Source organism: Streptomyces sp. NPDC043812, assembly GCF_056436245.1.
Genome location: NZ_JBWKCY010000109.1, coordinates 1 through 1,084, shown reverse-complemented (window position 1 = coordinate 1,084; position 1,084 = coordinate 1). Strand labels below are relative to the sequence as shown.

At 65.4% G+C, this 1,084-nt stretch carries 2 protein-coding genes; one reads left to right on the top strand and one right to left on the bottom strand.

Annotation, left to right across the window (positions count from 1 at the left end; all coding sequences use genetic code 11):
- On the bottom strand, nucleotides 1–618 hold a 618-nt coding region (locus tag AC067Z_RS38980), incomplete at its 3' end, for a nuclease/transposase family protein (protein ID WP_478794375.1).
- A gap of 23 nt (nucleotides 619–641) precedes the next feature.
- Here AC067Z_RS38980 and tnpA point away from each other — a divergent pair.
- Nucleotides 642–1,070, top strand: a complete 429-nt coding sequence (tnpA, locus tag AC067Z_RS38975) for an IS200/IS605 family transposase (protein WP_478794374.1) — start codon at nucleotides 642–644, stop codon at nucleotides 1,068–1,070.
- The last annotated feature ends 14 nt before the right edge of the window (nucleotides 1,071–1,084 follow it).

The window sequence follows — 1,084 nt, the reverse complement described above, 5'->3', positions numbered from 1 at the left end:
GGCGATGGGCACGGTGACGCCCACGTCGATGCCGACGTCCGGCCCCTGGTGGGGCTCAGGTTTGGCCTCCAAGGTCTGGACACGGAAGGCGATGTGCCAGCCGAGCCCGTCCTTGATCAGCCGGGCCCCGGTGATCCGGTTTTGGGCGCCTGCGTGCTTGCCCACGGGCAGGTCCCTGGTCCACCGGAACCGGACACGGCCCACCTTGGGAATGTTGACCTGCCCCCACCGGCGGTGCACGCGGACGATGTTCAGGTCCCGGCCCTGCGGGATGTCCACCGACATCATCGTGCGGAGGCGGCCCTTGAAGTTCGGGGCGTCAGCGCGGCCGTCCCAGCAGTTCTTCCACGCCTGGAAGTACGTCTTGAGTACTGCCTGCGCGGCCTGGGCGGGGAGGACGGCCAGGAAGTCGATGTCCTTGCGGGCCTGGCGGATCGCGGCATCCGCGTGTCCGAGAGTCCGCTTTTCCTTCGGCATCATCTGCCACCAGGCGTGAAGCAGGTTCCACATGGTGCGGGCCGCGTGCGCCTGGCCATCAGTCCTCAACACCTCGGCAGGCGACAGCGCAAGCCGGGCACGATGCCCGAACTGCCGCTTGACCAGGGTGTCTCGACTCACAATCGAGACCTTAGCATTGGTCTATGTCACCGCGCTGGAACCCTAATCCCGATGTCAGAACCGGTCGCCATGTTGTCTACAACCTGCACGTTCACTTGGTTTTTGTCACGAAGTACCGGCGGAAGGCGTTCACCGACGCCATGCTGACCCGCACCGAAGAGATCATGCGGGAGGTCTGCGCCGACTTCGAGGCCGAGCTGAAGGAGTTCAACGGCGAACAGGACCACGTCCACCTGCTCGTGCACTACCCGCCGAAGGTCCAGCTCTCCAAGCTGGTCAACTCCCTCAAGGGCGTCAGCTCCCGGCGGCTCCGCCAGGAGTACGACAGCCATGTCCGCCGGTACCTGTGGGGCGGACACTTCTGGTCCGGTTCCTACTTCGCCGGATCGTGCGGCGGGGCACCCCTGACCGTTGTCAAGCAGTACATCGCGAACCAGCAGCGCCCCGTCTGACCGTCACCACCAAG